At 48.1% G+C, this 26404-nt stretch carries 23 protein-coding genes; 11 read left to right on the top strand and 12 right to left on the bottom strand.

Translation table 11 applies throughout. The features are described from left to right. Window positions 1–24: 24 nt before the first annotated feature. Window positions 25–1302 carry a vWA domain-containing protein gene (locus PN498_RS05105; protein ID WP_272061633.1) on the bottom strand — a complete coding sequence of 426 codons (1278 nt, stop codon included), beginning with the start codon at window positions 1300–1302 and terminating at the stop codon, window positions 25–27. Then, window positions 1299–1970 (bottom strand): MerR family transcriptional regulator, encoded by a 672-nt coding sequence (locus tag PN498_RS05100; RefSeq protein WP_272061632.1) that lies wholly within the window; start codon window positions 1968–1970, stop codon window positions 1299–1301. Before PN498_RS05100 ends, PN498_RS05105 begins: the two co-directional genes overlap by 4 nt. Before the next feature lie 361 nt (window positions 1971–2331). Here PN498_RS05100 and PN498_RS05095 point away from each other — a divergent pair, with 361 nt between their 5' ends. Continuing rightward, window positions 2332–2847 carry a hypothetical protein gene (locus tag PN498_RS05095; protein ID WP_272061631.1) on the top strand — a complete coding sequence of 172 codons (516 nt, stop codon included), beginning with the start codon at window positions 2332–2334 and terminating at the stop codon, window positions 2845–2847. A 367-nt stretch (window positions 2848–3214) separates the two neighbouring features. Here the strand turns inward: PN498_RS05095 and thiS are convergent, their stop codons facing one another. Both thiS and PN498_RS05085 read right to left on the bottom strand, forming a co-directional pair. Continuing rightward, the gene (gene thiS, locus PN498_RS05090; protein ID WP_272061630.1) at window positions 3215–3427 is read right to left on the bottom strand and encodes a sulfur carrier protein ThiS; all 213 of its coding nucleotides are present in this window, start codon (window positions 3425–3427) and stop codon (window positions 3215–3217) included. A gap of 59 nt (window positions 3428–3486) precedes the next feature. Beyond that, the gene (locus PN498_RS05085) at window positions 3487–4605 is read right to left on the bottom strand and encodes a thiamine phosphate synthase (RefSeq protein ID WP_272061629.1); all 1119 of its coding nucleotides are present in this window, start codon (window positions 4603–4605) and stop codon (window positions 3487–3489) included. Window positions 4606–4613: 8 nt separating this feature from the next. On the opposite strand from PN498_RS05085, the gene PN498_RS05080 reads away from it, so the two are divergent. Continuing rightward, window positions 4614–4790, top strand: a complete 177-nt coding sequence (locus PN498_RS05080) for a hypothetical protein (protein ID WP_272061628.1) — start codon at window positions 4614–4616, stop codon at window positions 4788–4790. Window positions 4791–4998: 208 nt separating this feature from the next. On the opposite strand, the gene PN498_RS05075 is transcribed toward PN498_RS05080, so the two are convergent. The 4 genes from PN498_RS05075 to PN498_RS05060 form a co-directional block, all read right to left on the bottom strand. Beyond that, entirely contained in the window at window positions 4999–5697 is a 699-nt protein-coding gene (locus tag PN498_RS05075; RefSeq protein ID WP_272061626.1) for a lecithin retinol acyltransferase family protein, read from the bottom strand. A 56-nt stretch (window positions 5698–5753) separates the two neighbouring features. Continuing rightward, window positions 5754–6227: an FHA domain-containing protein gene (locus PN498_RS05070; RefSeq protein ID WP_272061624.1), complete on the bottom strand. Its 474-nt coding sequence runs from the start codon at window positions 6225–6227 to the stop codon at window positions 5754–5756. A gap of 66 nt (window positions 6228–6293) precedes the next feature. Beyond that, a complete protein-coding gene (locus PN498_RS05065; protein ID WP_272061623.1) occupies window positions 6294–7046 on the bottom strand; it encodes an FHA domain-containing protein in 753 nt (250 codons plus the stop codon). A gap of 360 nt (window positions 7047–7406) precedes the next feature. After that, window positions 7407–8504 (bottom strand): hypothetical protein, encoded by a 1098-nt coding sequence (locus tag PN498_RS05060; RefSeq protein ID WP_272061622.1) that lies wholly within the window; start codon window positions 8502–8504, stop codon window positions 7407–7409. A gap of 707 nt (window positions 8505–9211) precedes the next feature. Here PN498_RS05060 and PN498_RS05055 point away from each other — a divergent pair. Both PN498_RS05055 and PN498_RS05050 read left to right on the top strand, forming a co-directional pair. Continuing rightward, window positions 9212–9403: a DUF2811 domain-containing protein gene (locus PN498_RS05055; RefSeq protein ID WP_272061621.1), complete on the top strand. Its 192-nt coding sequence runs from the start codon at window positions 9212–9214 to the stop codon at window positions 9401–9403. Window positions 9404–9689: 286 nt separating this feature from the next. Beyond that, the gene (locus PN498_RS05050) at window positions 9690–10904 is read left to right on the top strand and encodes an MFS transporter (protein WP_272061620.1); all 1215 of its coding nucleotides are present in this window, start codon (window positions 9690–9692) and stop codon (window positions 10902–10904) included. Between the two features lie 72 nt (window positions 10905–10976). On the opposite strand, the gene PN498_RS05045 is transcribed toward PN498_RS05050, so the two are convergent. Together PN498_RS05045 and PN498_RS05040 are read right to left on the bottom strand one after the other, a co-directional pair. Further along, window positions 10977–11582: a TetR/AcrR family transcriptional regulator gene (locus PN498_RS05045; RefSeq protein ID WP_272061619.1), complete on the bottom strand. Its 606-nt coding sequence runs from the start codon at window positions 11580–11582 to the stop codon at window positions 10977–10979. An 837-nt stretch (window positions 11583–12419) separates the two neighbouring features. Then, window positions 12420–13280: a DUF1361 domain-containing protein gene (locus tag PN498_RS05040; RefSeq protein WP_272061618.1), complete on the bottom strand. Its 861-nt coding sequence runs from the start codon at window positions 13278–13280 to the stop codon at window positions 12420–12422. A gap of 309 nt (window positions 13281–13589) precedes the next feature. Between PN498_RS05040 and PN498_RS05035 the strand changes: the two genes are divergently transcribed. Together PN498_RS05035 and PN498_RS05030 are read left to right on the top strand one after the other, a co-directional pair. Beyond that, a complete protein-coding gene (locus tag PN498_RS05035; RefSeq protein WP_272061617.1) occupies window positions 13590–14144 on the top strand; it encodes a hypothetical protein in 555 nt (184 codons plus the stop codon). A 646-nt stretch (window positions 14145–14790) separates the two neighbouring features. After that, window positions 14791–15093, top strand: coding sequence for a hypothetical protein (locus tag PN498_RS05030; protein WP_272061616.1), 303 nt, complete (start codon window positions 14791–14793; stop codon window positions 15091–15093). Here PN498_RS05030 and PN498_RS05025 read toward each other — a convergent pair. Beyond that, a complete protein-coding gene (locus PN498_RS05025) occupies window positions 15090–16037 on the bottom strand; it encodes a glycosyltransferase family 2 protein (protein WP_272061614.1) in 948 nt (315 codons plus the stop codon). The genes PN498_RS05030 and PN498_RS05025 overlap by 4 nt on opposite strands. Before the next feature lie 570 nt (window positions 16038–16607). On the opposite strand from PN498_RS05025, the gene PN498_RS05020 reads away from it, so the two are divergent. From PN498_RS05020 to PN498_RS05010, 3 genes are all read left to right on the top strand, one after another. Beyond that, window positions 16608–17819, top strand: a complete 1212-nt coding sequence (locus tag PN498_RS05020) for a glycosyltransferase family 4 protein (RefSeq protein ID WP_272061613.1) — start codon at window positions 16608–16610, stop codon at window positions 17817–17819. A 25-nt stretch (window positions 17820–17844) separates the two neighbouring features. Beyond that, window positions 17845–20211, top strand: coding sequence for a hypothetical protein (locus PN498_RS05015; protein ID WP_272061612.1), 2367 nt, complete (start codon window positions 17845–17847; stop codon window positions 20209–20211). Between the two features lie 172 nt (window positions 20212–20383). Further along, window positions 20384–21673: a glucose-1-phosphate adenylyltransferase gene (locus PN498_RS05010; protein ID WP_272061611.1), complete on the top strand. Its 1290-nt coding sequence runs from the start codon at window positions 20384–20386 to the stop codon at window positions 21671–21673. 68 nt (window positions 21674–21741) lie between these two features. Here PN498_RS05010 and PN498_RS05005 read toward each other — a convergent pair whose 3' ends face one another. Beyond that, entirely contained in the window at window positions 21742–21978 is a 237-nt protein-coding gene (locus PN498_RS05005; protein ID WP_272061610.1) for a hypothetical protein, read from the bottom strand. Window positions 21979–23117: 1139 nt separating this feature from the next. Between PN498_RS05005 and PN498_RS05000 the strand changes: the two genes are divergently transcribed. Next, window positions 23118–23342, top strand: coding sequence for a hypothetical protein (locus tag PN498_RS05000; RefSeq protein ID WP_272061609.1), 225 nt, complete (start codon window positions 23118–23120; stop codon window positions 23340–23342). 663 nt (window positions 23343–24005) lie between these two features. After that, entirely contained in the window at window positions 24006–26336 is a 2331-nt protein-coding gene (locus tag PN498_RS04995; protein WP_272061608.1) for an ATP-binding protein, read from the top strand. Window positions 26337–26404: the final 68 nt, after the last annotated feature.

Raw genomic sequence — 26404 nt, 5'->3', positions numbered from 1 at the left:
GCGCAAATAATTGTGCCCCTAGGGCTACTTGGAACTGGAGCGATCGCTATTCGACTCATTTCTTTGACGCCCTGAGCTGCGACGACCCCGGCTGAGGTGAAAGGCTTGCGATTTGGCTTGCTTGCGCGAATCACTAGCACCCCGACTGAAGCCTACAGATAAATCTTCGAGCGCTGTTGCTTCTGCCATTGCCGGAGCAGAAAGCGGCATTTGGCGTAGCATCTGACCCGAACTTTGCAGAACCGATGCTGCTTTGGCGGCGTTGCCCTGATCGAAAAACTCGATAGCCTCACGGCGAGCGCGAGCTGCCATCAGCAAAGCAACCTGTTCCTGCACAGCCGGGTTGGCCGGAAAATCGCTCATCTGCTCAGGACTGACCGTTTGAATCGAGAGCGTATTGGAGAGCGATTGCAAATTTGCAGTTTGAGTGTCCTGCCATTGGGCCGAGGCTTGCAGCACTTCAGTCCCTTGCGAAAGGGCTGGAACTTGTAGCCGCACCACAACCTCCAATGGATTGTCCATCATCAGGTTGGGCAGTTTTAAAGATCCGTCAGCGAGAGTGTCAAAATCATTCAACACATCTGTGACCTTAGCTCCTGCCAGAGGCATCAGCATCAGAGTGACTGACTGACCAGCGGTATTCACCAGCCCTTGTAGTTCAGTCTCAAAAATCTCGGGCAAATCGTTCGGAGAGCCAATGTGAAAAAAGTTACCATCGCCGCTGCGGGCCATGGATTCCAGCAGATCTTCGTCGTAGCCGTTGCCGACCCCCAGCGCAGTTGTGCTAATACCTCGCTTAGCAAGTCCGTGCACATCGTTAGCGATCGTATCGGGATTCGTTTCACCGACATTGGCTAAACCATCTGACAGGAGAATAACCCGATTAAGGTGTTCCGAATTGAGATACTGGCTGACCTGCATCCCGCCATTGACCCAGCCTGCGTGGAGTGCCGTAGAACTTCCAGCCTGCACCGTTTGAACGGTTTGCAGCAGTTGGCGCTTGTCAGTTGCCAGTGTACTAGCGATCGCGGTTTTCACATGGGTATCGAACAGGGTGAGACTCAGGCGATCGCTCGGCAAGCACTGCTCAATCGCGTAGGTGATCGCCTGCTTGGCATAGTCAATTTTGAGTCCGCGCATCGAGCCAGACCGGTCTAGCACAAAGCCTAAATTGAGCGGGGGCCGGTTTTGGTGCGGGGCAACTGCGGGCGGAGTGATAGTGATCAGCACGTCGAGAGTGACTGAGCGACCTGTGGCGATCGCAGCATGCATCGGGATAAAGGTAAGAGTGGGCAATGTCATGATGAAGACCTTTGATTAGGAAATAATGGCGTGAGCTTTTGAGCCATCAGTTGCAGCAGATTCTCCAGCTCTTGGGGGGTACTTGGGAGCACAAAATCGTCCCGTACCTGTATCTCTAATCCGGACAAAATTTCGACGCGTCGCCATTGAGAAATGGTTGCGGGCGTGGATTCCGCAGATCGCGATCGTGCCAATGGTGTCCTCGGGGACGGCGGTGATGGTGATGCTATCGGCGCTGACTGTGCTGCCTCTGAGGTTGAAACTGAACGCGACTGCACCGACTGCAAAAAAGCCAGTGCTGGATTAGCTGCCTCAATGGTGACCTGCATACCACCCTGCAAAAGGGATTCCAGTTCCGCATTAACCTTCTCAGTTGTAATAGGCTGAATTGCCGAAGTGCTATAGCCTTCCTGCAAAAGCCTCCTCACGACAAGCAGTTGCAGTAGATGCCGATACTGATACCGGGCTTCGCGCCCGATGCGCTGCGGTCGGTCCAACACCCCCTGGGTCGTGTAATACCGCACTAAGCGCGGATTCACGAGTTCAGCCGAAGGGCGATCGTCCCCGATTGTAGGTGAAAATTGGGGCAAAACTCGATTTGCAGTGTCCACAAATGAATCTAAACCCCAGCTCGGATTAGTCTGGGCAAGCTGCTGCAATGTGCTCATGTCGCCATCATAACGATGACAATCTAGACTGTCAATGACACCTTGAATGTTTTAACTAACTGAGTTGGGTCTTACTCCAAGATCCTTCTAACCTTCGCCGATTCAAAGTGACTATGATTTTCCAGCATCAGGAAAAGCTTGAGCAATAGAGGTACTGTAGCTCCATCAAATTGTTTCCGCAGATCAGTACAACGCTCAGAGAATCGCTATTCTTCATTCCTCTCAGGCCATTGTGTGGCAGTGCTCAGCTTTCTCAGGAAGCGATTAAGCCAGACTTATTTTGCAGTCAGGAATGACTCAGGAGAGGACCGCACTATAGAACTCAAGATGATTGAAACGATAAATCAAAAGGAGTTCAACCATGAAACGCATTGCATTAGCCCTCACTGCTCTGACTGCTGCTTCCATCGCTATTGCTCCCGCTGCCTACGCTGCTCCTGACTTCGATGAACTGCGCCAGGAAAACCTCGACAAAGACGCCATCAACTTTGACGAACTGCGCCGCGAGAATCTTGATAAGGATGCCGTCACCGAAATTCAGGTCAAGACCCTCAACTTTGATGAACTGCGCCGCGAAAATCTTGACAAAGACGCTGTGAACTTCGACGAACTGCGTCGTGAAAACCTCGACAAAGATGCTGCTGTTGAGGTGTATGTCAAAGGTGTTGACTTCGACGAGCTACGCCGCGAGAACCTCGACAAAGACGCTGTGAACTTTGACGAGCTGCGTCGCGAAAACCTCGATAAGGATGCCGTTGTCGAACTGCAAGCTAAAGGTGTTGACTTCGACCAACTCCGCCGCGAAAACCTTGATAAGGATGCCGTTGATTTTGACGAGCTACGGCGCGAGAACTTGGAGAAAGACGCCATTGCCTAGATCACACACTCTTCCCTGTAGATAACGTCCCTTCCTCACACACACCCTGCCCCCTCAATGCTTCTGTTGAGGGGGCTTTATTCGTGTTTAGGATCTGAACCACAGCAAGTGTCAATTAGAGGTCTCAATCTCGAAAGCTTGAGGCTTGTCTTTGCAGAGACTATGGAAATAGTAACAACCTCGTTCTCTGATATTGAACGCTCAATAACAGCGGAGATGAGACCTTTAGGGAGGCTACTCACGCAATGCTTAAGGATGAGTAAGATTCCGCGCATTTCGGTGAGTAAAGATGTGGAAAGCAAGACATGTTTATCACTTCTGACATATACCGGGGCTGCTGGCATATTTCGATCTCTTCGCCTTTAAGCTACCCGCCCCCTACGATTGTGACGATTTCTAGCCGATCGCCCTCTTTCAGGTAAGTCGTTTCCCAAAACTGCCGATGCAAAATCTCGCCGTTGTACTCGACAGCGACTAGACGGGGATTCAAGCCAATTTGCTGTAGATAGGCGGGCAAAGCGGTTTGAGGCATGCAGGTTTTGTCTTCGCCGTTGACCTGGAGCCGGATGGAATGGGTCATTGAAGTCTCGGGAAATTTTGAAAGGACGTGTGTTGAAAGGCAGGAGGCAGAATCAATCCTTATTGAGGGAATCCGGTTTTTTGACTAGCTTCAGCGAATAATGACGGCGCTGCATTCAACCGTTGAGATGTCCCCAGAGACGATCGCAGATGGGCAAGAAACGCTTGGCTAGCAGTGGTCGGATTATCGGCTTTTATTAAAGCCCGTACAACGGCGACGCGATCGCACCCAGCAGCCATGACCTCATCGATATTTTGGAGGTCGATGCCACCAATCGCAAAAAAGGGAACGGGTGAGTTTTGAGCCGCATAGCGGACATACTCTAATCCGGCTGCGGCTTTATCGGGTTTGGTCGGTGTCGCATAGACGGGACCCACGCCAATGTAGTCAGCCCCTTCTGCAACCGCTTTCGCCATCTCCTCCGGATTGGTGGTGGAGCGACCAACAATGTAACCGTTGCCTAGCAAATCTCGTGCCACTGCGATTGGCAAATCCTGTTGCCCCAAGTGGACACCATCGGCATCCACCGCCATTGCCAAATCCACGCGATCATTCACTAGAAAGAGTGCACCGTAGCGTTGACAGAGATCTCGAAGTTGACGAGCAACCCCAATGCGATCGCAATCGTCACCTTCCTTCTCACGGTATTGAACGATCTGCACGCCCCCCTGCAAGGCCGCTTCCACAATACCAGGCAGATTATCAGTAGGTGAGGTTACCAAATAGAGCTGCGCCTGCATCATCTGCTGATATCGATGATGTCCTAGAAGCGTACTCTCTAAAACGTAGACTTGGTAGCGCATCTGCTTGCAAGCATCTGCCATTTCGGGCCGATAGATCTTGCCAAATTCTTCTAGCGATCGCAGCGCTTCTTCCACTCGACAAAAGTTGGCTTGCAGGACTTGGGTCACCCCACTCCGGACTTTCTCTTGGGGATGGGTAATGGCTGTACCCGTATCTCTAGGCGTGTCGCGGGCTGCTCGGAGATCAGCCGTATGCCACTGAACCAAACTCTGCCGTAGATGCTTGAGCTTTTCAGTCAAGTCGTGGTGATTTAACCCAAAACGACACCAATCCTCCAGGACCCTTAAGCCTTCCCGCGCCCTGTCCAAATTGGCATCGAGAATGCGGTATACGCTGCGATCGGTGTACGTCAATCGTGGAGTGGGACTATTCATGGAGCTTTATGAGTAACAGCTTCTACCAGCTAAGAAAAATCCGTCGGCGTTTTGCCACGCCAAACGGTCTTAAATTTTCCCACACTCTAGTCATGCTGATGCGTCTGCTACCAGACGACAAGACAGTGGTCATCATGCTCGTCCGCTTAGTTAGCTTTGAGCCTAGGGACTTTATTCGCTTTTAAGAGATTGCCAATTTTGACTTTGGCTTTGCTGTCAATGGAAAGTCTGAGAATTTTAGGATTACCGTCGGCAGCTTAGTTCGCGCTCGCTACGTTGACAAAAGTGGCGTCCGTCTCAAGGATCTTCTTCTGAGGCTTCACTTTTTATGGCTTTTTTTGTCGCTAGCCGAGTCTATTGAGAATACTGCCGCAATATCTCAAGCAGTCAAAATCACGATATCTGTTGGTTTTCTGAAACGCGACGATTACGCTCCAAAGACAGTTGGATATCAATCAACTCAGCAAGCTGTTGAGTCAGTTTCTCAGATTTTTTCTTGGCAGCTACTTTACGGTGCAGGGCTGCTCTTGCCAGGTCCTCCCGATCGCGTCTTAGTGCTTCCTCTGCAACATGTTGCCAAGTGAGCATTTCTTCCTTAGCGCGGTCATATTCTGATTTCAGGGTTTCGTGAGCTGTTGAAATGTTGCCTAAAGCCCGTCGAAATAGAGCAATAGCCTCCTCGGGAGAGCGATCGCGAGCCGTCCCTTCAATCAAAGTTCGCATATCAGGCAAGCGGTAGCGATCGAGCTGTAGCCCAAACGCTGCAAGTTGCTCACATGTACTGTGTCCAGTCTTACTCCAAGTGGCAAAATGCTCGCAGTTGTTCGTGAAGAAATCGTATTTCTGCTCTCCGAGGCGACTTTCAGCCCGTTGGACAACGTTTTGTGGCAAGAAGGCAGTGGGTTGTGATTTGACAAAAATTCGCCCCCCACGGGCAAACAGATCACGAGGCGTTTTCGTGACGGTGGGAACGTCTCCACCTTTGTAGTAGTGAATAACAGAATCATCACCACAATCAATGCCGTGGTGTTCATACACGCCTGGTACGCCTACAGCCTCTCGCATTGCATAAACTTGGTCACCCAACGCCATTTCTGCTCTCTTCTGCCAATCCAGATTTAAAGGATAGCGACTTTTCTCAAGGGTAACTAGGATGGAAAAGGCTTCTCAGAGCCATGGGCATCGTTGCCTGAATCCTCTCCGTTATCTGAAGCGTAGATGTCCGTCTTTTGGTCAGCATTGGCAGAGTGAGGATAGGCTCTGGCCCTAGCGGCTGCTTCCTCTTGAAGCTTTCGCAAAGCTCTGACAGATTCTCTGCCATCTTCCCCAATATTGATTTGAATGTTAGGACCAGAACGCGCTAGTCGAATAATGATGCCGTCTTCTGCTGGAGCCTGGGCAACTCGTTTTCCATCTAAGTAAGTACCATTGGTGCCCAAGTTAACAATCTCCCAACCTAGTTCGGTTTGACGCAGCTCAACATGATGCCGCGAGACTACCGCACTATACAAAACGACGTCGTTTTCAGTAGAGCGACCAATTCTGATGACTGAATCTTTTTCGAAGGTCCAGTGTTGTACCGGTTTTTTATTCAGAGGATGTAGCAGCGATAAGGTAATCACATCACTCAACCTGTAGAAGATAGCAGATTCCAAAAATAGCTGAAAGATAGCTTAAGAGTAAACTACTTAGCCAGATTGGAAAATAAAGGTGACTTTATCCCCTTTGCCAAGAGCTATTCTATCTCCAGCTCGTAAGCGATGGCGATTTCCGGGTGGCAGCGGCATATTGTTGATGTAAGTTCCATTAGAACTACCGACATCTTCTATGTAGTAAATATCGCCTTCTATGCGAATGTCGGCATGAACTCGTGACACGATTTCAGAATTTGGAAATCCTGAAACATCAATTGTGGGTGGAATGCGATCGTTCGGTTTACCAATATGCAGAATATGGAGCTGAGCGGGAATCTCGATTTCTGTGTTGGTCTGGGTATGAAACAGCTGAGCCTTATTAATTTGAAGCTGGGTGGCTCCGTCTGCTTCTAGAGATGGTGCATTCTGATTCGTTTCTATAGGTGCAGGAATACTGGCTACTGGCGAGGTCTCTGGTGACATTTGAGGCGGTGAAGCGATCGCAGGCCTTACAGTACCCGTGATTTCTTCTGAAGCAATAAGCGGATCAGGAGGAATTAAATCAGGAATTTCAACCTCTTTCTCTGCGATTGGAGAAGTTGAATGTTCTTCACTGGAACTGGGAATCGATGATGGAAGATTAGCAGATCTCAGATCAAATCCGCATTGACCACAAAAACTCGCATCAGACTGAACGGAAGCACCACAGTTGGGACAATTCGTCAGAGCTGGAAGAGGCGTATAACAAGCTTCGCATTGGACTGCGCCATCTGGATTCTGATGGTTACAGTTTGGGCAAACAATCATGGCCTTACCTTTATCATGCGACCATCATAAAAGAGAGTGTCGCTCACACCTACAAAGTGTTACGGCAGCATTACAGCACTTACCAGTAAATACTTAGGGATTCTAGAGAAAAGTATACTTTTGGCAAGAACTGAGGGCTTGTCTAGCAGATTGATGCTGATTTGACAGAAAAGCATTCAGCGCCAAGCAAGATTAACTGATAACACTGCCTCTAAACTACCCAACAACCGCTTAAAAGTATCCACAGCAAAAGGCAGCAAGATAAGAGTGAAATCAACCTTGACATGAAATGGATCTAGCTTTCTCATCACTGTTCGGAACTTAATGAGTGTAGGTATTGATTAACCGTCTTCAGTTTGATTAATAAGTGGCCTCCATCAGTAACATAAAGTCGATCGCTTCTTCTGGAATCAATACTGGTTTGGCAGATTTCTCTTCAACAATATGGAGAGGCGTTTGATCATAATTGTCAGCTTGAGAGTTGAGCGCGATCACCTGAGCGATCGCGCTCTGCCGTCGGGCTTGATCTTGCGAAATAGACTGAACTGTATTCCCTAATCCTGGTGCGTTCCATTGCCCCGTATCGGGATCTAAAAAAGAGCGTGTTCGAGCCCATAAAATCGCTTCTTCTGAAGGCAATCCCATTGTTTTTGCCTCAGTCAACCACTCGATGTAGCCTCGATCCAAGGCTGCCATAGGGGCTTGATTTGCCAAATCAATACCATTCAAAATCTCATCTTTTGTCAAAGTGATCCCGTTTTGAAAAGCCAAATTTTGTAGGTCCTGAGTTTGCTGCTTTAAACGGGTGAGTTGCTTTTGGTCAGCCACTTCAGGGGAGGATGCATCGTGCTGATAGGAAAACGTACCTTGATTCCAAGCCTGATTACCCGGATCAACATGCCCATAGTAAGCCCAGGTCTTTTGACCATCCGCTGTACGAGTTCCTTCGGCATTTCCAATGGCGATCGCGACCAGTGAATGATCGTCCCCCCTAAATAGGTCTGCAACTGCTGATGTCAGAGGAGGGGGTGGCAAGGTTTGCGATGGCTTCACCTGAGTGGGCACCACCGCCTCAGGTACAGAGACTGAAGCGACCGATGACGATGATGCGGAAGACACATCAGTCGCACTGGTATCCGCAATAGCAGGTTCGGGATTACTGTTTGGCTGGCTAGGTTCCGTAAATGCGGGTGAGACTGACGAAGGAACCGTTGCTTTTGGAGGGGTAAAGCTCAAGATATGCCGGTCTGTAGCGCGTGAGATCTGATGTTCATCAGTGAGTGCAACTACGCTGTCTACGTTCTTATCAGCAGATGGAGGTGGCGTTACAGCAAAAGCGATCGCGCCATCAGCAGCCTGACTCTCGTAGCCCCACCCTAAGCAAGCAAAGAAGGGTACTCCCAGAAGCAGCGATCGCCATTGCTTTGTAGTCTGCGTGTCGGTTTGAGGTGTAAGCATTTTTCCCTCTTATCGATAAAACACAAGCAAAGTGCTGAAGCAAATGCAAAGCAAAGACGTCAAAAAGGACGATCCAATGAGTTGCTGATTGAGAGCTATGAGCCTGTATTGGTTATGGTACATTTATACCATTTCAGGAATTCTATTGTTCCGTTGTTGCTTCATTGGTCTTTCAAACCTTCAGCTGACCCTTTTCTGTCTAAGACTTTGTAAGCCTTGCCTGAAGAGCTCTTTAGGCTTTTGAGAACTCACAGGACTCCCTTTGGATTAAGGAAATAAACAAAAGTTCAAAAAAAAGTGCCGGCATTTTTTTGCCTCCACATCTTCTCCACAGTTCATCTCAGAATTTCCACAAGGATTTCCACAGCAAGGAACGAGGATAAAAGTCTTTCTGGCCTGTTGTGGGATGAGAGAAAAAAAGTTTCCACAGAAGGCTGAAAAGCATTGCATCTGGGGATCGCTGGCCTGTAATCCGTGAAAACCCTATTCTTTCGTTTGGATGGCATCACCAGAACGACTTTTCTGATTTTTTCAACATTGACAGGGCTTAGGGGGGATAGGCACAATGATGCGACCGGAAAAGATTGCGCCTACGAGACGGCATTCAACTTCCTACAAATCTCAGGGAGTTGAGATGTTGGTCTTGTGGAGGTGCTGCTTTTCGGTGTCTGCCTATGGTAATAAAGGAGGAATGGATGAGCGGCCCTATGGTTAGCTTGTTAGTGGAAGTCCCTGAAGAACTCCACGAATCGCTTCAGTGTTATCTCGATTCTCATCCGGCCTGGAATCAACAACGGGTTTTTTCCGCTGCACTGTCTCTTTTTTTGATGCAAAACGGGAGTGGAGATCGCCGCATCAATCGTATTTATTTAGATACTCTGTTTGATTTCGCTGCTTAACGAGCTGGTGCGGGAATCTTCAACGTGCTTGAAGGGTTCCCGCATTTTGCGTTTAAAGAGTTCTCAAGAGTCGTTAGGTTAACTGTGCAAGTTTTGTTAAAAACCGTTGATCCTCGCTTAGGCTCGGAGATGAGTCTGATAAGGTGTGCAAGCGCTACAAATTTTGCTTCAGCCCGCCTTTCACATCAAATCTAACGAAAACTATTGAAACCAAAGGTTTTCCTGTTCCAGCTTCTAATGATTCTTGTCTGCTGATTATTATCTGTTCATTGCTGGTGCCCTGATCGTGCGTTTTTCTAACTTTGCTAATCAGAAGATTCAGTGGCTTCAGGTGTGGAGCTTGGCACTAGTTCAAGGCGCGATCGCGCTAGCGTGGGTCATCTACAACCTGTACCTAGTTAGCTTGCTCACTCAGCTTGGATTTTCAGCAGCGCTGGCGACCGCCCTGCTGATTCTGGAGAATTTGCTGGCAATGGTGATGGAACCCCTCATGGGCAGTTTGAGCGATCGTCTTCAACGGCAATTAGGGACGCGCTTTCCTCTGATCAGTATTGGCGTTATTTTGTCGGCAGGGCTATTTTTGGGAATTCCATTAATTGCCCTCGGCGGGCTGAGTTCAGCCTTTCGTTGGGTGTTGCCATTAATGGTTGTGGCTTGGGCTTTGGCCATGACGATATTTCGCAGCCCAGCCATGTCACTACTTGGGCGCTGTGCTTTTGGAACTCGGCTGCCGCTAGCCGCCAGCATTCTGACCCTAGTAGGCGGTGTTGCTGGTGCAATGGGGCCTTTAGCCAGTGAACAAATTTTGGCCTGGGGACCTGTGGTTGCCTTTGGCATAGGGTCAGGGGTGTTGCTGCTGGCAATGCTCGCTTTGCGGCTCATGCTCCCCGAAGGCAGTCCAGATGAGGCCACGCCTGACCCCAATACGAATGCCCACGCAGCCGTCTCCTGGTCCTCACTGGCATTGGTCTTCACTGCGGGAGTTGGCATCACATTTGGCTTTCGATTGCTGATGCTGCTTTTCTCAAAAGTGCTAGATAGTCAGATTCCAGATGCCAATACTCGTTGGGTGTTGGGCAGTATCTTTATTGCCCTTGCTGTTGTTGCAATTCCGGCTGGACAGCTGGCAGTCCGTTGGGGTAATCGCCGCGCCATGCTAGTCGGATTAGCTGGACTGACTTTTATTTGCGTCACAATCAACATTGCCTATAACAACAGCAGTAGCATCGTTCTGGCAATCCTCTTTGGTGCTGCCTTCAGCCTGGTTTCAAATGGAACGATACCCTTTGCGCTATCGATGGTTCCATCTCCCAAAGCAGGCTTAGGGACAGGCATGTTTTTTAGTGGTGGAGCCGCCGCCGCCTCACTGTTTGGCACCGTAGCAGAGCTACTTAGAACAATGCCAACTGGCCTAGCGTCTTTGCTGGGCATCCTCGCGTTGTTGCTGGCAGGAGCCTGCATTACCTTTGCTCCACAACGGATTGTTTCCATCCCGTCTTAAACCCTATTCGGTCACGCGGCGAACTTGCCGTCAGTGACACCTGATCGTAGAGTTGCAGGGTTAATTAGACAGTTAGTTCAATTCGTATGGCGCCCTCAGGCTGTCGATATAGCTGTTGATATGGACTTCAGCCTGCTTCATGTAAGCCTCATCATCGTATAGCCTTGCCATGATGAGTGCCCCCTCCAGAACGGATATCAGAATAGTGATCACCTCATCAGGATCAGTCCTGGCATGAAATTCACCGGAATCAACTGCCTTGCTGACGGTTAGGCGAATAAACCCTTGCCAAGCATCCATCGCTCCTCGAACTTTTTCCCGAAGCCTTGACTGATCATCGTTGCTATACACCGTCATATTCACCAGCGGACATCCCCCTAGAGCAATGAGGTCCTTATAACTAGCCACAAAATCATGGGCCATTGCCTTTAATCGCGGACCGCTCTCATCGTTCGTCCCTGCAATCTGAATATGATGCTGATTGGCCCATTGAGCGAGGTAATCAAACGCTGCCAGAGCTAGCTCCTCTTTACTCGCAAAATGGTTATAAATTCCTCCTTTTTTGATATCCGCTGCCGTCATGATGTCTGACATAGAAGCGCCAGCAATTCCTTTTTGATTAAAAAGCTTTGCGGCCTGTTCGACAATTCGATTTTTCGTACGCTGTGCTCTCGACATATCTCAAAGAAACCAATCGGTTTGCCATCAGAGTTCATCCCAACCAATTCGTCTCTATATTTGATATTCGAAAGAAACTAATCGGTCTCTAAATAACCCTTGTGAGAGACCATTTGGCCTCTTTATTGATGAATAGCAGATGCTTGCCATTAAAAAGCAATTATTTTCTACACAGTAGCAAACATGGATGAATTTACACAAATTGATATATTCTAAATCCTTATTCGATCAAAGAAATGGATCTGTCTTTATCTGATGCGAGAAAAAGACCACCTAGTCTTTTTCTGCGTACCAGGAACAATAATCACTGATGAAAGCCGCTTTTTAATTGTATCATTTGCTACTTTATTGGTCGAAATAATGTTCTTCAGGGCAGGTTCGGGAGAAAAAGGTCGGTCGGCTTTATAGACCATGTGGAGAAGATTGGACCTTTTGTTCCTCTCTCAAGGGATATGAAAATACGGACAAGTATTCTTCTTCTGGTCGTCGCAAATAGCACGTTTTTTCTCTAGCTCAAAAAATTAATCATCTCTATTGAGAAATATTGGGGTTGTCGATACCTCGATATCGAAAATTCGACTAATCTTTGCTCAATAACTTGAAGAATCTGTTTATGAGATATCCGCAATTCTCTTCGTGCGGTACCGAACATGACTACTCGGTTCAGTAAAAGCTCTGAGACTTATACAACGCTATGAATAACAGGGCTGTGTGAAGGTATGGATTTGACGTCTGTTCTCTGGTGCAAACGCATAATCATGTTGATTAACTAATAGGTTTGCTGCTTGATAGATATATCCAATTTTTTCCTTCCAGCTACTAAGTAACCGTTTTTGTTCAGGTCAGAATGTCAATGCCTGATCGGGCATAGCGAATCCGTAATTTGAGACCTAAGGTGACCTGTTTCATCAGCCAATAAAAAACGGTCAAAATCACAAAGGTCAGGCCAATGACGGCCACCGGACGCCTAGAGGTTAATGTGTTTAATGTGATAGCAATAATGCTAGTTGGATCGACTAGGATGTCCCAACTGTTTAGTCGAATAAACCTCCCTAGATAAATCCCAAAGGCAGAGAGGGCATGTAAAGCAAGCTCAGCAGGCAGAATAAGGTGAGTTAAGTCCTTGTCTTTTAAGAAGTAATTGATGTTGAGCAGAGAGAGCACATAGGCTTCAAAGCCCAGCAAAATAGCGCATAGATGAAGCGGAATCAGAACCAAAGCGATCATCCAGATGCTTGTGACGCCAAAGCTGGTGCCGCGAATGAGATGGATGATGTCGGTCAGAACATAAGGCGCATTGGGTAAAAAGGCAATGAAAACCGCTAAACTTCCCCACCACAGCCAAATCTTTGAGGCATAGGACCGTCTGAAAAGCCAAAGGCTGACGCCTAGAGCGATCGCCACAACAATCCCCAACCAGACGAGTTGCAGCACTGTTCCTCGGTCACCAGCTTGAATGTTCTGCCAGGTGAGGGATAAAGACCCAAAGATCCTCGGTATCCTAGAATGCAGCCCAAAAGCCCCAATCGCAGCAGTGACAACACAGGCTGGAACAAACCATAGAGAGAAGACGGCTTTGCGTCGAAACAACCTGAAGCTCAATAGCATCGGCACAAAAGCCAGAAAAAGATTCCAAAGAATCCAGCCGCTGTAGATCGTGTTGATACTTTGGGAAATTTCAAAAATAAGCGATCGCATACCTTAAAAAGTTAATGATTTGTCAGCTGTTATGATTCCTACCCACTCTAGGAACAACAATCCGTAATTGACTAGTTTCTGGGGACCTTTTGGGCAAAAAAAGACTTTTACTGACTTTTTCAAACTTGAAGAGCGCTCAATCTGCTTTAGGTTCGAACAGGAGCAACGGCTCAAAGTTCACGCTATTTCTAACCACAGTGCCGTTGTGAATATCTCCATGGAAAGAGGGGACTTGGCCCATATGACGGAATCATGAGATGCAGGTGTGAGCCACGGCGCTCATGTAAATGTAACTCAGAGGTTAGAGAAATGGCTGATTCACAAACTCTAGCGACAAAGCTTGCTGATCTTAAACTTTTTCAGAATACCCTGATCGAAATCGAGCAGAAGCTGATTGCTCAAACGAATGACAGCACCATTCGCGAGCGGCTTGAGAAGATGCTGCAGAGCGATCGCGAAAACCTGGGGCCTATTGAAACCGCAATTGGTAAAGCGGGTACTGCGGCCCAACCCGGTGCGAAGTCAAAAGAGTATGCCGACAAAATCCTTCAGATGATGAATGGTTCAGAGCTGAGCCTATACGAAAAGTTCTTTCAGCTGGAACTGATGAAGCACCAGCAAACTATGAGTGGCTTGGTTCTGCACAAGGTAGCGCAGTCTTTGGATGACACGCTGCAAGATGCGATGGAGCCTTTGAACAAGGTCAACTTTGAAAACCGGGCTCATCAGGAAGTTCTTAAAGGAACCCTTTACTTTGTTGGAACTCGGGAACTGGCAGGCAAAGAGCCAGACATGGGTCTTTGGGCAAGTGTTGAGCAGGGAATTGCAGCTCTCAAAGGGGCTGTAAGTGCGGCTGCAAGCTAGACAGACCACTAGGGCGCGTCATCAATTGATTTTAGAGGTCTTGTAGTACAAGCATTGTCGCGCCCGCCCTCAATGTATTAACTAAGGGCTGAAACCTGCTCTCATAAGGCATTTGAGCGATAGGTGATGACAGCCCCCAGAGTTTATCTAACAAATGACAGGAGCATCTGACGGCCTGGTAGCATTTCATGCTGCTAGGCTTTTTTGTGGCGCAGAACTGTTAACAAGTTTTTGAAACTCAGCATTGGAATCAACAGTTGGATTTCTACAGTGTTTTAGACACGCAAAAATTGATGAGGTTTAGCAGCTGAATGGTTTAAACACTGCATAGACCTGCCCTCTTAATAAAACTGATTTAGGAGTGTCAATTTTTAACGGTTGCATTAAGGCAATGGTCGATCAATTCTTTATCATCCGGCTCAAAAGCGGCTGAGCAGAGCAGAAGCACAAATTTTTCTTGATGAGTTAGAAGTGCTTGCTAAGACCGAAAAGTAATATAAAGTTTACATGAAGATATGCAAGTAGGCGGATTTTCGTTCTCTATTCTAGAAAGTAGACTTTTATATGTTCCTTGTTATTCGTGTAGGTTTTTTTGAGATTGTAATTTAAGAAATTTTGGTACGAAAGACGGATATGGAGTCGGGTTATGCAAGCAAATCAAACATTAGTAGGGACGTTGCTGTTTGGCGACATCACCCTTCCCAAACGGGCGATCGCACCTGTTAAATCTCCTGTTCGAGGGGATTCTGTCCTTAGGTACAGCGACTATATGAGGCTGGGTTATGAAGCGCAGCACGAGAGTCGTTATTACGAAGCGATACAGTTCTTCCGTCATGCTCTATACGTCGAGCCTGGTGATCCAGAAGCGGTTGCCGCTCATGGTGCTGCGCTTGGTATCTACCAGCAGCGCAGCAATCGAGCTTGTCTAGCTCCTTCTTTGCAGGCCTAATTCTTCATTCGTCGCAGAAGGCCAAACAAAGAAGGCCGTAGCGATCGCGGGAACAGCGCGATGAACTGTCCAGCTCTAGCTTTGAGCTTTGAATGAGCTTCTCCTTGTCTTAGAAGGTCTTTGCCCTGTTGGGTTTCACCAATTTCAACAAGTCGCAAACCCAGTAAAAGTTGAGTTTCTCGGAGGCGATCGCAGCGAATGGTCTCTAGCGCTGGTTCTGAGAACTTGTATAGATTCAGATATTGAATCTTGTCCTTTAAGTAGGGAATTGCTCGTCCGATGCCTTGCTGTTCATCGTGAAAGCGATACTCCATCAATCGATCGGGCAAATAATAAGCCTGCTTTCCAGCTAAAGCCAACCTTACCAGCAGATCGTTATCTTCGCAGTTTTGTAAGTTGGGTCGCATGTAGCTGATTTCATCCAGTACTGATTTGCGAAATAGGGTTGCTCCAATTTGCAAACTTTGCTGGACAAACACTCGGGTTAGAAGGTCTTGAATCGGTCCTGCGGGCAGTGTGGTTCGTCCCCAGCGTTCCGAGTTCGCGTCAGAGAGAGTGACTTCCCGCTGATTTTCGCTGTTGATTACCCAGTGATCCGTTCCCACAAAGTCGATATCAGAGTGCTGGTCGAGAATGGCAACCGTTTGGCTGAGGAACTGAGGCGTTAAGCGATCGTCGTCATCGAACTTGATGAAATACTCTCCCTGGGCAGCTTTGTAACCAGAAATCATGTTGTTGCTTTTGCCAATGTTTTGCTCGTGGCGAATGTAGCGAATACGAGCATCGGACCATTCGGCCATGCGCTCTGGCGTATCGTCTTTGGAACCGTCATCGCACACAATAATTTCAAAATCGTGATAGTCCTGTTCAAGCACACTGGCGATCGCGCAGGTTAGGAGGTGCGATCGATTGTATGTGGGAATGCAAACGCTGACCTTCACCATGTTGTTTCGCTGGACCTGTGTTTAACGCTGAGCTAAAGCTTGATTTAGATGACTCGCCGTCTGATCCAATGGAACTGGCGACGACCCTACAACACCCATAACTCAAATTGCCCGATTGCAGCAGAATGCTCTCAGACATTAGGTAGGAGAGCGGCATGAGGAGATGAGTGGATCAGTGAGGACGTTTGAGTCAGCCTTGTCCTGTTCTCGTTTGAGCTATTTTCCGGGCGCTGCGGGGCATACTGGTGAGGCGTTTTTGGGTGTGGGCGAAGCCCATTCCTCTAGTCATGAAGTGGGGCATTGCCTAGCTCACATGAACCCATAGAACAGGACTTACGCAGTTGCATCCAACTTTGGCCCCTTAATCCCCAAATATGGGGAAGTCGGATGCAACGTCCCCCAAAATTGGGGGATGCAAGGGGGCCGTGCGTAAGTCCTAAGAAGTTGAATCACCCATTGGCGTGAGTCCTATCGACTGAGCAGGTCAATCCTGCTTTCGGGCTGCTGATTTGCAATTTGCCTATCAGCACTACCGTCTACTTGAACACCTCCATTAAGTCAGCCCCTTCGATGAAAGTTTTGATGCTGTCAGCAACGTTTCCTTATCCGCCGACTCGCGGAGGAACTCAGGTCAGAACCTTTAACCTTTTGAAGCGTTTGGCTGATCACCACGTCACATTCGTTACCCAAGTCGATGAGTCTATCTCTGCCGAAGATATTGCTGGGCTGAAGCAACACGTTGATGAACTGAAAACTTTTCGCAAGCCAGTCGATAGAGTTAAAAGTGGGCCTGTTGGGAAAGCGATGCGGTTTGCACAGTTCTGGATCGAGGGAACACCGCCCAGCGTTTGGGCCAACTACACCGCTGACATGCAAGCGTGGATTGAAGCTGCGGTGAATTCGCAGTCCTTTGACGTGCTGACCTGTGAGCATAGCGTCAACGAGTGTTATGTATCCAAAAACGTTCAAGCGAAGGTGCCCCGGCGAATTGTTAACATCCACAGTTCTGTCTACGGCACTTGCAAACAGCAGCTAGCATCGGGAACAGCTGAGAAACCTCTGCGCGATCGCCTCAATCTATCTCTGCTCAGGCGTTATGAAGAACGATACTGTCGGAAATTTACTGATCTAGTGGTCACAACCTTAGAAGATGCCCAGCAGATGAAAGCGCTGAGTCCTAATCGGCCTGTCCATATCGTGACGAATGGCGTTGACCTCGATCTGTTTCCATTGCGAACCCAAGATCCGGGCGATCATCACCTGGTCTTTGTTGGCGCTATGGACAACTTACCCAATATTGATGCAGCCCAGTTCATTGCGCAGGATATTTTTCCTCAAGTCCGGCAGCAGTATCCCAACGCATCGCTGTCGCTGGTGGGTTCTCGTCCAACGCCTGAAGTTAAGGCGCTACAGGAAATCTCTGGTGTGGTCGTGACGGGGCGGGTTCCTTCAATGGTGGACTATCTGCACAAAGCGACCGTTTGCGTTATTCCCATGCGGGCAGGCTATGGCATCAAGAACAAGACGCTGGAGGCGATGGCAGCGGGGGTGCCTGTGGTGGGGAGCGATCGCGGATTAGAAGGGCTTCAGGTAGATGGTGCCGGGATTACTCTACGGGCGTTGCGAGCCAACGACACCGATGCCTACGTCAAAGCTATTACTCAACTTTTCGAAAACTCTGACCTGAGGGCCACCCTCTCTCAGAATGCCCGCACTATGATTGAGGCAAATTACACTTGGCAGCAAGCTGGGCAAATCTACCGCCAACTCCTGTTATCCTAAATTGCCCCTCACGGCAGCTTCACCGATGTCTACGCCGTCGCGCCCCCCCGAAGATACCCTTGCCGCTGGTCTGATTTCAAAGCCAGTTAAAACCAGACCAACTTCTGCCCGAACCCAGCGATATCCGTCGCTAATCGTCAAGCGTACCTTGAAGACGCTAGGAATTGGGGTGATTCTAGTCGGCGCAGGGGCTTTAGTGAGCTTGAGTCTGTGGGCAAGCGCGGTATTAATTTTGCGACCCAATCCTCCTCAGTGGCTGGCTCGTCATCTGCCGCATTGGTCTAAGGGATGGGGCGAAATACCGATCCAAACGATTGCAGATATTGAGGCTGAACTGGAGCAACAGCAGCGATATCGAGGTGACTTTGTTGATCTAGCGCTGTTGAATAAGGATGGGCAGTTCGCTGGAACCAAATTGCTGCCGATATTCGAGACGCGATCGCCCTGCAATCGTAACTGTGAGGCGATTACTGAAGTCCGACTTTATGGGGTTCAGCGGCGTGAAGGCCCAACGGACTATCTGCAACTGTTGCATCGGTTGCCTGTCAAAGGTCCTACTGAAGAAGACATTTTTGATCCGCTTTCCCATGGAGATGTCGGCACAGTCGGTTCAACCTATCGGCTACCTTTGGATGCGCTGAAACCTCTCCATGAGTCTGAGTTGCCCGGCGTGTGGTTGACGTTAACAGGACGCTGGCAAACGCAAGGAAGCCGTGTTTTGTATGGTCAGATGCTTCACGTCAATGCTCAGACTTTGGAAGTGAGTTCTCTGCTCAACTGGAAAAGTCCACCAGGGAGATTGCCCTCATGGTATGAGGTTGATGGAGCAGGACTGCCCGAACTGCTTGTCAATCAAAGCTATGGTCTAGAGCCAGACTATCGCCTTTATCGCATTGGTAATTTGACAGCGACTCAGTCCTCAACTCGGCTCCAGGAAATTTCTCTGAATGCCATCCAGCTCCCTCAAGGGATTTCCACCAAGCCCTACCGAGATGCTCTGTACCTAGCTCAGCAGGGGCTATGGTCCGATGCGGAAAAGCAACTCGCACCTATCAAGCAGCGCTTGGACAATCAGTGGTCGCAGGAGCTAGAACAGCAGCTACAGCTCATTTCACTCCATGCTCGATTTAGTAAAACGCAAGCTGAGCGTGATTGGTCTCAGCCTAGTCAGAAGCTGCTGGCACTTCTACTAGACGGTCAGTGGGATACTGCTCTAAAATCGCTTACCGTTGCTCAAGGCAACCTGGAAAGAGCTGTTCTTCCTTTGCTAGAGCGTGACTCAAATCGGATTTGGCAACGATTGACCGCAACTCTCAAAGTTCGTCCTGGTCAGAAGTCAGCCCAGCTCTGGGGGGCGTTGCTGCTGCTAGCCAAAGAGGACGAGGCAGCAGCGCTGAAGTGGTTAACTCAGGGTCAGAAAGACTCTCCTTTGAAGCAGGAATTTGAGGCGATCGCCCAAAAGCTACTTCCCCCAGACCCGCAAACAGTCGCCGCTGCTAATCAACCGCAGCAGGCTACAGGTCAGTCTGCAAATCAAACTCAAACAACATCCTCTTCATCTACTATGCTGACGGGGTTCTTTGGGACGGTTGAACCTCTAAATGGACTTGAGCCTGATGCTTGGCAACCGTGGCCCTCTGAAACTGAATTGACAATTTCACCACAGCAACAGGGATATGCCGTCACTTTACAGTCAGGCCATTCCAGTCAACAGTGGCAAAGGGCATCTCGACTATCCTGGCCATCTCCACTCCATGAGGTGCCGCCTGATGTCTTGGGCCTTAGTGCCAACGCCACGTTAGATTTGGTCGATACGGCTTCTGGGCAGTATGTCCAAACCTTGCAAATTAAAGCGATTCGCCGACAAGGTAGTGCTGTCGTTCTTTTCGCCATTGGCTTTCCAGTTGAGACATCGGCTCCGTTAGTCGCGGTTACTCCAGGTCAGTGGTATTCCCCTGCAACGGTGTCTTCGCAATCCCTACTACAGCTTTTTCAAGCGCAGCCGGAGATGGGCGATCGCATACTTCCCGTACTCAAAAACCATCTCGGCTTTGAACCAACAACGCTAGCTACGACCCTACAGCAGCAATCGACAGGTGCAGATGCTCTAGCTACGGTGAGACAGATTGACCTCACCAATCGGTCTGAATCCGAAATGTTGCTAACACTGGCACCTCAGTTAGGGACCTCGCTCGGACTCTCCAATCAGGCGGCCATCAGCTTGGTCATTACACCCGAAGGTGAACTGCTCTATAGCACCCTTTGGGCAGGATCTCCTGTTCTCTCGGGTTGGATTCAGGCTGCCAATGGTTTGCCAGCATTGGTGATTGTGGAAGGCGATCGTCCTCGCCTGCTAACTTGGTCATCGCAAAATCAACGGTTTGAGGATTAGCAAATTTGCAGATAGGCCCACTTATCTTCTGTCCTTTGCAATCTGCTTGATTCTGGTTATCTAAAACACATTAACCTCAGAAAGTCATGATCCCCTCTTGCAAATAGGGACTCAGCGTCTCACACTGAAGGTGTAAATCTGAGTGTTATTACCTGCAGTTGCGAGGTTTCTGGTGAAAAGAGTTTTAGCAATTATTCTTGGAGGGGGTGCTGGAACCCGCCTTTACCCACTCACCAAATATCGTGCCAAGCCAGCAGTCTCTCTGGCAGGCAAATATCGCCTGATCGACATTCCCGTCAGTAACTGTATTAATTCTGAGATTCACAAGATTTACGTTTTGACTCAGTTCAATTCTGCATCGTTGAATCGTCATATCGGTCGGACTTATCAATTTTCACAGTTTAGTGAAGGGTTTGTTGAAGTGTTGGCGGCTCAGCAGACGCCAGAAAGTCCAAGTTGGTTTCAAGGCACTGCAGATGCAGTTCGCAAATACCTGTGGATGTTGGAAGCTTGGGATGTAGATGAGTACCTGATTCTGTCTGGGGATCATCTGTACCGCATGGACTACACTCTTTTTGTAGAGCGTCATCGGAGTACCGGAGCCGATATTACGCTGTCGGTTGTTCCAGTCACCGAAAAAGTTGCCTCTAGCTTCGGATTAATGAAAATTGATGTCAGCGGTCGTATTGTCGATTTCTATGAGAAGCCTAAAGGTGATGCTCTTAAGCAAATGCAGGTAGACACCTCAACCTTGGGTCTCACACCAGAACAGGCTAAGGAGAAGCCTTACATTGCCTCCATGGGCATCTACGTGTTCAAAAAGCAGGTTTTGGTTGACCTGTTGCGAAAGCATCTGGAGCAGACGGATTTCGGTAAGGAGATCATTCCCAACTCTTCCCGAGACTATAACGTTCAGGCTTACCTGTTTGACGGCTACTGGGAAGATATCGGAACCATTGAAGCGTTCTACCACGCGAATTTGGCGCTGACGATGCAGCCTCAGCCTCCGTTTAGCTTCTACCACGAAGATGCGCCAATCTACACCCGATCGCGCTACCTGCCTCCTAGCAAATTGATGGATTGCCAGGTTAAAGAATCCCTCATTGGCGATGGCTGTATTCTCAAAAACTGCCGCGTACATCACTCGGTTATTGGTTTGCGTCAGCGTATCAACTCGGACTGCGTGATTGAAGACTCGCTGCTGATTGGTGCTGACTATTACGAACCGCTATCTGAGAGCGATCGCCATTTAACCCGAGGCAAAATCCCCATTGGTATTGGTGAAGGATCAATTGTGAAAGGGGCGATCGTGGACAAAAATGCTCGCATTGGCCGAAATGTTCAGATTGTCAACAAAGAAAGCGTTGAAGAAGCGGAACGCGAAGACCTCGGTTTCTATATCCGCAGCGGTATCGTTGTCATCTTGAAAAATGCCGTTATCCCTGATGGTATGGTGATTTAATTTCGACATCCAGCCCTATTGAGACCCCAGTGATTTGTACAAATCACTGGGGTCTTTGATTTTGAACGCTAGGGCAGGGTACGGCGACGGGTCATCACGCTGATGTACTCACCGTTACGTCCAGTGGGTAGAGGATCACTCCAGGCAGTTCTGTCGCAATACCCCAGCACTGCCAAGCGCTGCATCACTTCAATCAAAGCCACATAGTCGCCTAGCAAAATATGGCGCACGGTTTCCTGATTGAAGGATGGCAAGTTGAAGGCGGAAGCAACGGGTGCCCCTCCGCCTGAATTAGTTTGAAACATAAAGTGTCTCCGTTTTCGGGTTAAGGAAAACGGGGAACTATCCAGATCCCTATTGGTATCGGTAAGGGCAAGACAGTGGGAATACAATGACCCCAGGCGTCTCGACTTACTCTGACTAAGTTCGGGATGTTCAGGGGATTTGAGAGGTAGCAGCCTCTCAAATCCCCGCCTGAAACCATTCCCCGCAAGGCATACCCTACAAGAAGCCGGGAGAGAGTTCAACCGTATACGTTGGCCAATCACTCAGAAGCTGGACGACGCTTGCTGATCTTTCTTCTGCTCTGGGTTAGCAGGCGATCTCTTATAGCGGCATGAGTTTGAGTCAAGCACATCCCATATCCCGTTCCCTATTTCACTTCCCTTAAGACACTGCGATCTACTTGACCCAGCTGCACAGGGCTATAACTGCTGACTCTTTCATCGGATCCAAACACCTGTTTATTTACTTACAAAATCCGCTCAGTTTACAATCCGAAATATTTCTTTGCGGAAATGCTGAGGCATAAATTTTCATAACGGAAATATTAAGAGAGACCATTGGCAACTAAAATCTAAAGTAAATCTTAAGAAATATCCTAAATCAGGAGCGAAACCAGTGATGAGTCAATTGTAGGAGCGTTCATCGGACGCAACTTTGTTAAGTGAAAACAGTCTTCTTTAGGGTGCACTGGATTTTAACTGAAACCTAATCCTTGTTTTTCTAAGCTCGATGTCACTGCAAAGTTGTCATTTTAGATTTTCGGGTTTGGATTTTAGGCCTGTCTTTCCTTATATGCTTTCGATTTTGAAGGCAGCTAATACGCACACATTGCAAAATATAGAGCTTCCTTGCTTCGGAAATATCGATGTCCCACGTAAGAACCTGCTGAACGGTCTGTCTGATCTTTGAAGTGTCAACGGTTTTGGATAAAAGTTTTGTGAACTATTGGTGTTATGAGTTGATTATTCAGCATCACGATTGCAGGGTATTGCAGGACTAAATCTATAAATTGTCTAGCCGATCACGGTAGGAGTGATTACTTTCAAAATTGACCAGCATTACTTCTGTAGAAGTTTTACACATTCAGTCAAACTCTGAATGTCTTAGCCCAGTATTTGACCTGATATTAAGCCTCGATTCTTTCTAATACTGTAAAACCATGCTGCCAATCGACAGTTCACATCTCCGCCTCATCTGGAGCATCGTTGAGACCCACAGTTATCTGTTTCAGGAGCTTAGTGACGAAGCAATCTGTTTCTGGATCTTGAAAAACGTTCAGGAGAGGATTTATCTAGATCACGAAGAGGTTGGTATTGTCCAGCGATATGTTTCTAGCCGAACTTCTCTTATTCGTGATTTAGTGCGAGAGCAACGGACAGGATAATGGAAAAGTACCGCTGAATTTTTTGATATATAGAAGCGCATTTACAACGTTTTCGGCGGATAAACAAATCTAGTACACTACGGCAAAAATAGGCTTACCCTGTAAAACACTCGGAAAGCTTATCTGCCTTAGTTTTGTAGAGCTTTGCTCTTCTCGCAGAGTATTTTGAATTTTGCATAGCGGTACTAATTCTGTTGCGATGATAACAAGACTCGCACTCAAGAATGACGATTTTAATAGGTAATCTGAAAATCGACCCTAGATCTCAGTTTTCTAAACCACAGATTTACGGTCAGAATGACTGGGTGTATTCCACTTTTGTAGGCCTCACTCAAGTCCCTCTTTCAAGCTTGAAAGAGGGACTTAAATCTTGCTGCCCTTCTTCTGATTTTGGAACAAGGGTCTAGCGGATAAGGCCCCTTCACAAAACTAGGATGAATTCGAATGACTTTCGAGGACATAGTCCTATATCAGAGATTTGCGCATTCACGAATTTTCTCTAGGAAAAACGTAATATTTTTGAATTATTGTATATAAGCACAAATCTTTCGCTGGCAGCGTTAAAACTTCGTTAGCCGTTCTTAACTTTTTGTAATAATCTTGGTGTTTGTTTTCCAATACTCAATCTTTCTTACTTAAGCAGATCTCCGTTAGCTTTACATCATGAGACAGCCCAACAGCAGTCCGACCCACGGTAGACAACCACAGGAGCATGAGAACTATCCCGTTCACTTAATTGGTCGAATTCAGCCTCATGGTGTGCTGATGGAGCTGCACGGGGCAGAGTTGCACATTGTGCGCGTGAGTCAAACTATTCAGAATTATTTGGGTGCCTCTCCTGCGGACGTGCTAAACCAGCCTCTATCAGCAGTTTTGGATCCCATTGCTCTGGCCGCTGTGCAGCAGAGCTTAAGTCATGATACGAATCGTCCAAGTCACTTGACGCTGTCTGTTTCGACACCAGAGGGCATGAAGCCGTTTGATGGTTTGATCCATCAATTGAATGAGCAGATTATTCTGGAGTTGGAACCTGTGGGCGATCGCTCCACGGCAGAAATGGTGGCTCTTCATGATTCCGTCAGACAAGCGATCGCTCGATTGCGACAGATCCAAGACGTAACTACGTTTCTCCAAGCTGCTGTGGAAGAAATGCAAAGCTTGACTGGATACGACCGGGTCGTAATTTATCAGTTTGATGAAAAAAAAGCGGGATCAGTGGTGGCAGAAGTTAAGCCATTTGATGACATTGCTTATAAGGGACTGCACTACCCGGCGACGGATATTCCCAAGTTGGTCAGACAGTTGTATCAACGAGGAATGATACGCTACGTTGCCAACTTGACGGCCCCCCAGGTTGAGTTAGTTGCTCCTGATTTGCCGTTGCCTAAAGCTCCTCTGAATTTGACCCTATCTACTCTCAGGGGGGTTGATTCTTGTTGCATCGAATATCACCAAAATATGGGTGTGATGGCGTTTCTAGTGATTGCTTTGGTGAAATCGGAGCAGCTTTGGGGGTTAATGGCCTGTCACCATAGAACGGAAAAGTATCTTGCTTACCCTGTTCGCTCAGCTTGTGAAATCTTGGGGCAGTTCGTAGCAGCCGAATTAGTAAGCAAGGTTAATGAAGAAGAATTGGGCTACTTCAATCGGTTGAAAGCAATTCAGTCTGACTTTGTCACCGCCATTGCAGGTGCTGAGGACTTTAAAGAAGCTCTGATTCATCCAGAGCCTCGACTTCTAGATCTTGTTAATGCTCATGGCACAGCCGTCTGTCTGGATCAGGACATCACGCTGATTGGCAACACACCCACGCTCGATCAAGTGCGAGCGTTGCTGGATTGGTCAATGACAGAGATTGATCAGACTGTGTTTCATACCGATTGTCTATCAAACCATTACCCAGCCGCTTTGGCGTTCAAAGAAAGTGGGAGTGGGTTACTAGTCCTCAAAATCTCTCAACTGCGCCGCTATCTTGTCCTTTGGTTTCGCCCTGAAATCTTGCAAACGGTGAATTGGGCTGGCGACCCGCGATCATCTATCCACGAGACCCAGGATGGACAAGTCCTCCTGGGTCCCCGCACATCGTTTAGGCAGTGGCAAGAAACTGTAGAAGCAACGGCCCTACCCTGGAAAGCCGCTGAGATAGAAAGTGCTGAAAATCTCAAAAACGCCATTGTTGGCATTGTGCTCAACAAGGCTGATGAATTGGCTCAGATCAACCTGGAGTTGGAACGTCGTAACCAAGAGCTGGATTCATTTGCTTATGCCGCTTCTCACGATCTTAAGGAGCCGCTTCGGGGCATCATCAATTTTGCCAATATCATCATCAAGCGTTATGGCGAATCGCTCGACGAAGCCGGTGTGAGGCGCTTGAGGACGTTGGTGAAACTTGCGCAGCGGATGGATACTTTGGTCGATACGCTGCTTAAGTTTTCGCGTTTAGGGCAAGCAGATCTGCATTATCGGCAAACAGATTTACAGGTTCTCGTCCAAAAAGCGATCGATGTTTTGCTGACAGGACGCGAAGGCGACGATTTGGAGCCGCAGATTGACATTCCCCGCCCACTCCCGACGGTTGATTGTGATCAGGTGCTTATTAGCGAAGCCTTTGGGAACTTGCTAGGAAATGCCCTGAAGTATACCGATAAGGCTCAACCCCTGATTGAGATTGGCTATTTAACCCCGGAGGAGCAACGCAATAAGGGGTGGCGCGAAATCTCTCAGGACTATCCTCTGGGCGCTGTATTTTATGTCAAGGATGATGGCATTGGTATCCGTGAGCGTCACTTCCAAAACATTTTTCGTCTTTTCAAGCGCTTACATGAACAAGAGAGCTATGGTGGCGGGACCGGAGTTGGCTTGACTATTACTAAAAGAATTATCGAACGTCACGGTGGGTGTATTTGGGTAGAGTCTACGTTTGGCGAAGGGGCGACGTTCTACTTCACCTTATTAGGAGGCAGTGATTGCTTTTCGCAAGCCCTCGCAGAGTAAACCTTCACTAGCGAGGGATACGTTGAATTTTCGGACGACAACTTAACCGACAAATTCAAGCTTGACAG

The sequence above is a fragment of the Oscillatoria sp. CS-180 genome (genome assembly GCF_028330965.1).
Classification (GTDB): domain Bacteria; phylum Cyanobacteriota; class Cyanobacteriia; order Phormidesmidales; family Phormidesmidaceae; genus Halomicronema.
Note: the sequence above shows the minus strand (reverse complement) of the source record. Positions and strands in the feature narration are given on the sequence as shown.

Bases quoted from the DNA above. Each gene is read 5' to 3' on its own strand.
- PN498_RS05020 (WP_272061613.1), top strand. From the start codon at position 16,608: ATGAAAGTTTTGATGCTGTCAGCAACGTTTCCTTATCCGCCGACTCGC.
- PN498_RS05085 (WP_272061629.1), bottom strand. From the start codon at position 4,605: ATGAATAGTCCCACTCCACGATTGACGTACACCGATCGCAGCGTATAC.
- PN498_RS05030 (WP_272061616.1), top strand. From the start codon at position 14,791: ATGCAAGCAAATCAAACATTAGTAGGGACGTTGCTGTTTGGCGACATC.
- PN498_RS05055 (WP_272061621.1), top strand. From the start codon at position 9,212: ATGGTTAGCTTGTTAGTGGAAGTCCCTGAAGAACTCCACGAATCGCTT.
- PN498_RS05095 (WP_272061631.1), top strand. From the start codon at position 2,332: ATGAAACGCATTGCATTAGCCCTCACTGCTCTGACTGCTGCTTCCATC.
- PN498_RS05075 (WP_272061626.1), bottom strand. From the start codon at position 5,697: ATGGCGTTGGGTGACCAAGTTTATGCAATGCGAGAGGCTGTAGGCGTA.
- PN498_RS05025 (WP_272061614.1), bottom strand. From the start codon at position 16,037: ATGGTGAAGGTCAGCGTTTGCATTCCCACATACAATCGATCGCACCTC.
- PN498_RS05080 (WP_272061628.1), top strand. From the start codon at position 4,614: ATGAGTAACAGCTTCTACCAGCTAAGAAAAATCCGTCGGCGTTTTGCC.
- PN498_RS04995 (WP_272061608.1), top strand. From the start codon at position 24,006: ATGAGACAGCCCAACAGCAGTCCGACCCACGGTAGACAACCACAGGAG.
- PN498_RS05005 (WP_272061610.1), bottom strand. From the start codon at position 21,978: ATGTTTCAAACTAATTCAGGCGGAGGGGCACCCGTTGCTTCCGCCTTC.
- PN498_RS05100 (WP_272061632.1), bottom strand. From the start codon at position 1,970: ATGAGCACATTGCAGCAGCTTGCCCAGACTAATCCGAGCTGGGGTTTA.
- PN498_RS05015 (WP_272061612.1), top strand. From the start codon at position 17,845: ATGTCTACGCCGTCGCGCCCCCCCGAAGATACCCTTGCCGCTGGTCTG.
- PN498_RS05000 (WP_272061609.1), top strand. From the start codon at position 23,118: ATGCTGCCAATCGACAGTTCACATCTCCGCCTCATCTGGAGCATCGTT.
- PN498_RS05045 (WP_272061619.1), bottom strand. From the start codon at position 11,582: ATGTCGAGAGCACAGCGTACGAAAAATCGAATTGTCGAACAGGCCGCA.
- thiS (WP_272061630.1), bottom strand. From the start codon at position 3,427: ATGACCCATTCCATCCGGCTCCAGGTCAACGGCGAAGACAAAACCTGC.
- PN498_RS05060 (WP_272061622.1), bottom strand. From the start codon at position 8,504: ATGCTTACACCTCAAACCGACACGCAGACTACAAAGCAATGGCGATCG.
- PN498_RS05035 (WP_272061617.1), top strand. From the start codon at position 13,590: ATGGCTGATTCACAAACTCTAGCGACAAAGCTTGCTGATCTTAAACTT.
- PN498_RS05040 (WP_272061618.1), bottom strand. From the start codon at position 13,280: ATGCGATCGCTTATTTTTGAAATTTCCCAAAGTATCAACACGATCTAC.
- PN498_RS05065 (WP_272061623.1), bottom strand. From the start codon at position 7,046: ATGATTGTTTGCCCAAACTGTAACCATCAGAATCCAGATGGCGCAGTC.
- PN498_RS05105 (WP_272061633.1), bottom strand. From the start codon at position 1,302: ATGACATTGCCCACTCTTACCTTTATCCCGATGCATGCTGCGATCGCC.